At 39.0% G+C, this 7,084-nt stretch carries 8 protein-coding genes; 1 reads left to right on the top strand and 7 read right to left on the bottom strand.

Annotated elements, in window-relative coordinates:
• The 5 genes from AC2JBO_RS41385 to AC2JBO_RS41365 form a co-directional block, all read right to left on the bottom strand.
• Positions 1-732: photosynthetic reaction center family protein (locus AC2JBO_RS41385; protein WP_496959440.1), on the bottom strand; the 732-nt coding region annotated here is incomplete at its 3' end.
• 386 nt (positions 733-1,118) lie between these two features.
• A complete protein-coding gene (locus AC2JBO_RS41380) occupies positions 1,119-1,589 on the bottom strand; it encodes an ATP-binding domain-containing protein (RefSeq protein ID WP_496959439.1) in 471 nt (156 codons plus the stop codon).
• Between the two features lie 185 nt (positions 1,590-1,774).
• A complete protein-coding gene (locus AC2JBO_RS41375) occupies positions 1,775-1,936 on the bottom strand; it encodes a hypothetical protein (protein ID WP_496959438.1) in 162 nt (53 codons plus the stop codon).
• The gene (locus AC2JBO_RS41370; RefSeq protein ID WP_496959437.1) at positions 1,914-2,477 is read right to left on the bottom strand and encodes a nuclease-related domain-containing protein; all 564 of its coding nucleotides are present in this window, start codon (positions 2,475-2,477) and stop codon (positions 1,914-1,916) included. The genes AC2JBO_RS41375 and AC2JBO_RS41370 overlap by 23 nt, the downstream gene beginning before the upstream one ends.
• 172 nt (positions 2,478-2,649) lie before the next feature.
• Complete coding sequence (locus tag AC2JBO_RS41365) at positions 2,650-3,042, bottom strand: hypothetical protein (RefSeq protein WP_496959436.1); 393 nt, start codon at positions 3,040-3,042, stop codon at positions 2,650-2,652.
• Between the two features lie 202 nt (positions 3,043-3,244).
• Here AC2JBO_RS41365 and AC2JBO_RS41360 point away from each other — a divergent pair, with 202 nt between their 5' ends.
• On the top strand, positions 3,245-3,448 hold the full coding sequence (locus tag AC2JBO_RS41360; protein WP_496959435.1) for a hypothetical protein: 204 nt from the start codon (positions 3,245-3,247) through the stop codon (positions 3,446-3,448).
• A 118-nt stretch (positions 3,449-3,566) separates the two neighbouring features.
• Here AC2JBO_RS41360 and AC2JBO_RS41355 read toward each other — a convergent pair whose 3' ends face one another.
• A complete protein-coding gene (locus tag AC2JBO_RS41355) occupies positions 3,567-5,918 on the bottom strand; it encodes a two-partner secretion domain-containing protein (RefSeq protein ID WP_496959434.1) in 2,352 nt (783 codons plus the stop codon).
• A gap of 727 nt (positions 5,919-6,645) precedes the next feature.
• The coding region (locus tag AC2JBO_RS41350; RefSeq protein ID WP_496959433.1) for an ATP-binding domain-containing protein at positions 6,646-7,084 on the bottom strand (439 nt) is incomplete at its 5' end.

The raw sequence follows: 7,084 nt of genomic DNA, 5'->3' as shown, positions 1-7,084 counted from the left end.
TTCTTCTTCTTGACCGAACTTGTAACCGTAGTTTTGGCTTTCGGTTTCGGTTGTTTCACGAACCAAGGAAGAGGTTACTAGTGAACCATGCATAGCACTGAACAAGCTACCACCGAATACACCTGCTACACCGAGTTGGTGGAAGGGGTGCATTAAGATGTTGTGTTCTGCTTGGAATACCAACATGAAGTTGAAGGTTCCGGAAATACCTAAAGGCATACCGTCAGAGAATGAACCTTGACCAATTGGGTAAATCAAAAATACTGCGGTTGCTGCTGCAACAGGTGCAGAGTAAGCTACGCAAATCCAAGGACGCATACCTAAGCGGTAAGAAAGTTCCCACTCACGACCCATGTAGCAAAATACGCCAATGAGGAAGTGGAATACTACCAACTGGTAAGGACCACCGTTGTAAAGCCACTCATCTAAGGAAGCTGCTTCCCAGATTGGGTAAAAGTGTAAACCGATAGCGTTGGAAGAAGGAACAACGGCGCCGGAGATGATGTTGTTTCCGTACATTAAAGAACCAGCTACTGGTTCGCGGATACCGTCGATGTCAACTAGAGGTGCTGCTACAAATGCGATGATGAAGCAGGTTGTTGCTGCCAACAGGGTAGGAATCATTAGTACGCCGAACCAACCAATGTAAAGGCGGTTTTCGGTGCTAGCGATCCAACGGCAGAACTGTTCCCATACGTTCGCTGTTTCGCGACGTTGTAAAGTTGCTGTCATGGTTTTATAAGTGCGGTTAGAAGATGTATATATCAGATGTTTTCTGCACCTGTAACAATACATTAACGTGCTTTACAATTTGTTACAATACTTCCTAGGGTAAGTAATTCTTACCAATGCAATAAGTTTTACCTATCAATGCTCGTATTTACTGCGCTATATAAGGTAAGTGAGCGCTTGTATGGATATTTGGGTGTAACAGGCGCCTTTCCTGGATAGCTGTATTAAGTTTATAAGTATGGAATTTTGAATATAGTTAAAATTATTACTGTTATATAAGTTGTTACTGATTGAGGTTCCTGCTTACAACAATTTAATCTTTGTATATAAAAATAACCCCCAGAAACTGAGGGTTGTAGATAAGACAAATTCAATATTTCTCGTAGTTATGCGGCTTCTTCACTGCCCATGTCACGTTTGGGAGGACGGTTTGAGTTGTACGTAAATTGATATTTTCCATCGCAATCAATGACTTTTTGTATCTCTTGATACATTGGGTAATTACCAATTCCAGTTAAGTTAACCCAACCGCGCGCACGTGTCATAGCAACAAAAAGCTGGTTCCGTAAGATAATATTACTCTCACTTCTGGCAACATTATCTAACCCAACGACATAAACCATATCAGCCTCGTTACCTTTGGCTCGGTGGATACGTGAGATTGTTACACCACCTGGATACCAGAACAAGTTAGGATTATTATCGGGGTATTTAGGATTTAATTGATTAAGTTGAATTCCACTAGGAATAAAAATTTTAATTCCTTGGTCGATTAAGAAGGAAGCTACATGAGTTTCCATCTTCATCGCATCTACACCATCGCCAAGTATAACAACTAGAATTTCCCGACTAGGCATCAAACCATCGTTTTTGAGGTTGTATATAATATTATTAGCGAGTGCTGTTAGCTCATCATGACGCGAATTGCAAACTTGAAAGTTAATTACAGATTCACCCCATAATTCTGGGACTGGATTAGGGGAATTTTCTTTCAGGCGCCTGGGGGAACTGTCATCCCGATACTTACTTGCTGCAAGTCAAATTAAAATTGTTGTTCGCGCAACTGATTAAGTACAGAGGCGCGCGTTTTGCCATTACTCGATATTACTTCTGTTTCACGTGGAGCTTTTCTTAATACTTTAGTACCTGCAAGAGTGACATTTAATATTTCCCATTGCTCATCATTTAAAGATACACCCCTCATTACAGGGGTAGTAGCTACAATGCGTTTGAGGATAGTAGCGGCGCCTAACTGGTTCTTGAAAATAAATTGGGGGACATGAAGGTAATTTATTAAACCCGCGTGATATCCAGTCTTGTTCATCAATTAATGGCAATGCGACTATTACCCGTCCTGTTACGTGGCGCCGAATAGCTGGCTCACGGTCAGTGTAACCAAATATTGCAAAGAGTTGGTTTTCGGCTTGTTGATAAGGGTTAAGCGTATTGGTGTAGAAATTCTTAACAGACCACTGATGCCCGTTGATGCTTACAATTTGGTCAAGAGTTATTGCTTTAACTTCAATAATGACTATTCCCTCGGTTTTATCAACAATGAGAATATCTGGTTCTTTGCGCGCTTCTCCACTTTTAGAAAATATAGGGTAGCGCCAATATCCAAATGTCTCGCGCCTACTAAATGCGTCTTTAACCGCATCCCAAACTTTTTGCTCAGAACTCGCTCCAGCTTGTGAAACTACTTCAGTTTCGATAAAGCGACTGTTATTACTGTTATTTATTATCATGCGATGGTTTTTAGAGTTACAAATTATGCTCTAAATCTAGGGTTCCCATCGCACAATCTAAAAAACCTTTAAACACTAAAAATCGGTGTAAATACTTCTGATTTAAAAGAAATTACAATTTAATGCTTATTTTTTATAAAAAAGCAGTTTAATTAGTATTAATACTTAAGCACTAAATACTATCATCCATCCAGCCACAATCAGGACAGTCAAAGTGTATTATCGCTGCGTAGTCACGGTTAAAAGTGTAACCACACTGCGGACATTTACCCGTAAACAAAGGATGAGTATCTAATAAATGTAACTGCTGTTCTTGGGTTAAATGTTGCGGCGCCTGCCTAACCCCGTAAGTAATATGCTCGATTACTAACTCGTTGTTAATATATCTGGCGCCTTGCGGCTCCCACAATTCCGGTTCTTCTGCGTTGGGGTCTAGAGCGAAGTATGGGCAAGTATCACCATCTGGACCGTCTGGTACAACTGCACAAAATAGGTAAGGATTGCCGCAGTAGAATCGGCATTTTGTACATTCCGGTAGTTGGCGAACGGCTTTTGGCTTAATCATTATACACACCTTGGGACATTCCACCATCTTAGCTACTGGGAGAGTGTAGTTAGGGGCGCCGATATTAATGATATCTAGAGAGGCGGATTAAATGGCTCTGAAAAGAAACGGCGCCAGATAAACAAGTATTTTTTTACTATGAAGTCAGGTATATAGTTTGTTAAGTATAAAATACTATAGATTATAATTACAGGCATGAAATATGAATGATGAAATTGCGGAGTTACAGCAGCGGCAAGAATTTTTGAGTTTTTTCGAGTACGTTCTCAAAGATCAAGTGCTGTTCGATCAGTTCATGAGTGTACTTGATGACTATGAAGAGATGATTATTTATCTGCTGAGTATGGGTTTCCATTGGAGCGCACGGCTATTAAACCAGGCATTAAGAGAGTCATGGAAATATTAAAGCCTGAAGCATAAGACCTTACTGTCATCAATCCAGCCACATTCAATTTGCTATTGTTAAAAATCCGGCGCCTCTTCTCCCTACTTTAGTAGCCAACTGTTACGTAAAATCTTTAAAATTAAGATGGACAAGGTGTGGGGGTGATAAAATCCTCACGCACGCTACTTAGTGCAGAAGCTATTAACGTAACTTCTCCTTTATTGTTTATTACCCAGTTAGACGCTTCAATAATTTGAGGTTTTATTAATTGCTCTTTAAAACTATCATTTAGCTGACTTGACAGTGAATGACTAGTTGTTACCCAACCAACCTCTTCAGCCTGGTTAGTGCGAAGTGCTTCAAAAGGTAAAACTGGTAAACCCCCACGTCCAGTAATTATAAATTTATCACCACGACTTACCGGACAACTTTGAGCAATTAGCTGACTACGATCAACAAGATTAACAGGTAACTCTATTAATCCTGATGTTGGGTCTAAGTTTGGTCGATTAATTTGTACAGTACCATTTAACTGAGAATTGACACCTGTTGCAGTGATCCCGCTTATATTAGTCAAGCCCAAGCGAAATTGCAGTCCAAATAAACCAGTTGTATTTATAATCACATTACCGCCGCGAAAATCTGTAGAATTAGCACTGATTTTGCTATTCTCTTCTGGGATAGCAACTAGGTTATCTGTATTAATTGTAATATTACCACCGATATTATTACTACCTCTGGCATTAGTAGTAATATTACTGTTTTTATGCAAGATTAAATTTTGTGCATCCAAATCAATGTTACCGCGACCGCCTATAGTGTCAGCTTTGATGGCTGCATTATTATCTAAACGAATTAAATCACTCAGAATTACTAAATTACCTGCTGCTCCCTTACCTGTACTACTGCTCGAAAGTTGGGCACCGTTGACAACTCTTAATGTTTGAGAATTAATATTTACATTACCAGCATTACCCACACCTGTATTTTCTACGCTAGTAAAGGCACCACCGGGTTGTGTTAGACCAACTCCATCGAATAATGTAGCTTTAAGGACATTTATATTAATATTGCCAGCCGAACCTTGACCATATGTTCTAGCAGATAAACGGGCGCCGTTCTTCACAGTGAGGTTTGCGGCTTTGATGTTGATATCACCTCCATTACCAACAGTAGTAGGTAATATGATACCTGTGTAAATTCCACTTGTGCTTGAAAATATTTTGCTCCCAACATTACTTAACAAAACTTCATTTTGAACATTAATAGTAATACTACCAGCATTGCCGAAACCAAAAAGGTAAGCAAGTAGTATGGCACCTCCAGTAAGGGAGAATGAACCAGCATTAATGTCAATATTACCTCCATTGCCAACAGTCCCAGCATTCACACTACTAACTGCTGAACTTGGAAATGCATTACTAACTCCATCGAATGAGACAATACCAAGAGCATTTATTCTAATATTGCCAGCCGAACCTTGTTTTCCATAAATGGTGGTATCAAAGAGGGCACCATTTGTAACATAAAGCGAACCACCAGTGTTGATATTAATATTTCCAGCTTGTCCCGATGCTTGAGGTCGTACAGTGTTGGTAACTCGACTTCCGTCTTTTAAATAAACATCTCTAGCAGCGTTAATATCAATATCAAATGCTTTGCTGTTAATTGTCCCTAACTCTTCTCCTATACCTGCTTTTATATTACTTGCTCCTGCTAATTCTACAAACCGAGCATCAACGGCAATACTACCTCCATTATCACCAAGGACATTAACTTCTGCTTTATTACTTAGAGATATATCATTTTGTGGTGTCGCTTTTAACTCGACACGCCCAGACGGTGCCAACAGTTTCCCTCCATCAATGCTTATATTGCCGCCAGCAAGAGTTATATTTTTACTATTGTTAACTTGTAGATTTGCTCCTTTAATTTCAATACTGCCTGGATTTGCTCCATATTGCAATCCAATGGGTATATTAATGCTTAATAATGGTGCGGATTGCGGACTTTTGGCACTAAATTCTAATCCGTTGCTAAATTTCAAACTATCGGCGGCCGTGGCAAAAAAAGAACCACCAATTTCTAGCTTGGCCTGATTACCAAATATGATTCCATTTGGATTAATCAAGAATAGATTTGCTGTCCCCGAAGCTTTGATTAAACCATTAATATTAGAGATGTTATTACCTGTTACTCGACCAATAATATTTTGAACGTCTAGAGAATTTTTAAAGTTAGCTTCAATACCTGCTGGTATAGCAAATTCACTAAAACTATGGAATAAATTATTTCCAGCACGACTGCCACCTTCAATATCGATGGTATTGTTGAAGCTCGATACTTGAGAATTATTAGGTAAAGTGTTATCTGGAGTTATTTGAGCTACAGCGCCATAATTAGATAGAAAGATTGCATTTATACTAGTAGCAAAAAACACTAACTTGACACAAGTGTCTAGGTTAACTAAGGTATTTAAAATTTGTACCATAGTACAGGAATTTTTACAGGTAACAAAAAATCACATGGCATATGCCATTTGTTTTCTCATAACAACTTATGGGTACAAGTTATATTAATTTATGTGATGCGTGACTACGATTTGAATTTGTGAGAAAGCGCTAGGGTGCCTCGGAATAACCTCCAATACCTGGGCGCCACACGCCGTTAAATACTGTCATCAATCCAGCCACTGGTGAGCCTTACCCACGCTTGTTTACTGAATATTGGGATATTAGTTTAGACTCGTCTGGAAGGGAGCAATGCTCCAAAGTTAAATTCGGATTTCATTCGCAATAAAAAGGACTGATTCTCAATAAACTCTTATTTTGGCGCCTATAATTACCCCGAAATAGGCAATTTATAACCTTAATTTTCCGCAGTTAACAAAATCGCGCTGCTCCCCGTCTGGAAAATGCTACTTAATAAAAATTAACCAACTTTCAGTGTAATGTATAAATTTTATCAAATCTTTGTCTACGATGGCGCCTAATCAAATGGACTTAACGAAACTCGCAACTGTAACAGAACGTAGCAAGCAGTTATGCACTTGGTACTTTGGTTCTGATAGTCCATCGGGCATAACTGCACAAACCAAGTAAGGGTTATTGCAGTAAAAACGACATTTTACACATTCTGGTATTCGGTGAAAAGATGATTGTTTTGGCATTCCGGCACTTTATTAAATTACTTTCCATCATCTTAACAACAGGAAGTAATTATTCCCGAACCGCGTCTTCACTGCCTATATCACGTTTGGGAGGACGGTTTTGGTTGTACGTAAATTGGTATTCTCCATTGCTTTCAAGAACATTCTGTATCTCTTGGTACATTGAATAGTCACCAACTCCGGTTAAAGATACCCAACCGCGTGCGCGTGTCATAGCAACAAAAAGTTGATTACGTAGAATCATATCGTTTTCAGTCTTAGCAACATTATCTAACCCAACCACATAAACCATATCAGCTTCGTTACCTTTGGCTCGGTGGATACGTGATACAGTTATACCACCTGGATACCAGAATAAATTGGGATTATTACGAGGATATTCAGGATGTAATTGGTTAAGCTCAACAGCGCTAGGTATAAAAATCTTAATTTCTTGTTTGATTAAGAATTTTGCTACATAATCTTCTAAATTTGTTGCATCTCTACCA

It is taken from the genome of Calothrix sp. CBUCES-K 9914 (genome assembly GCF_059640475.1).
Note: the sequence above shows the minus strand (reverse complement) of the source record. Positions and strands in the feature narration are given on the sequence as shown.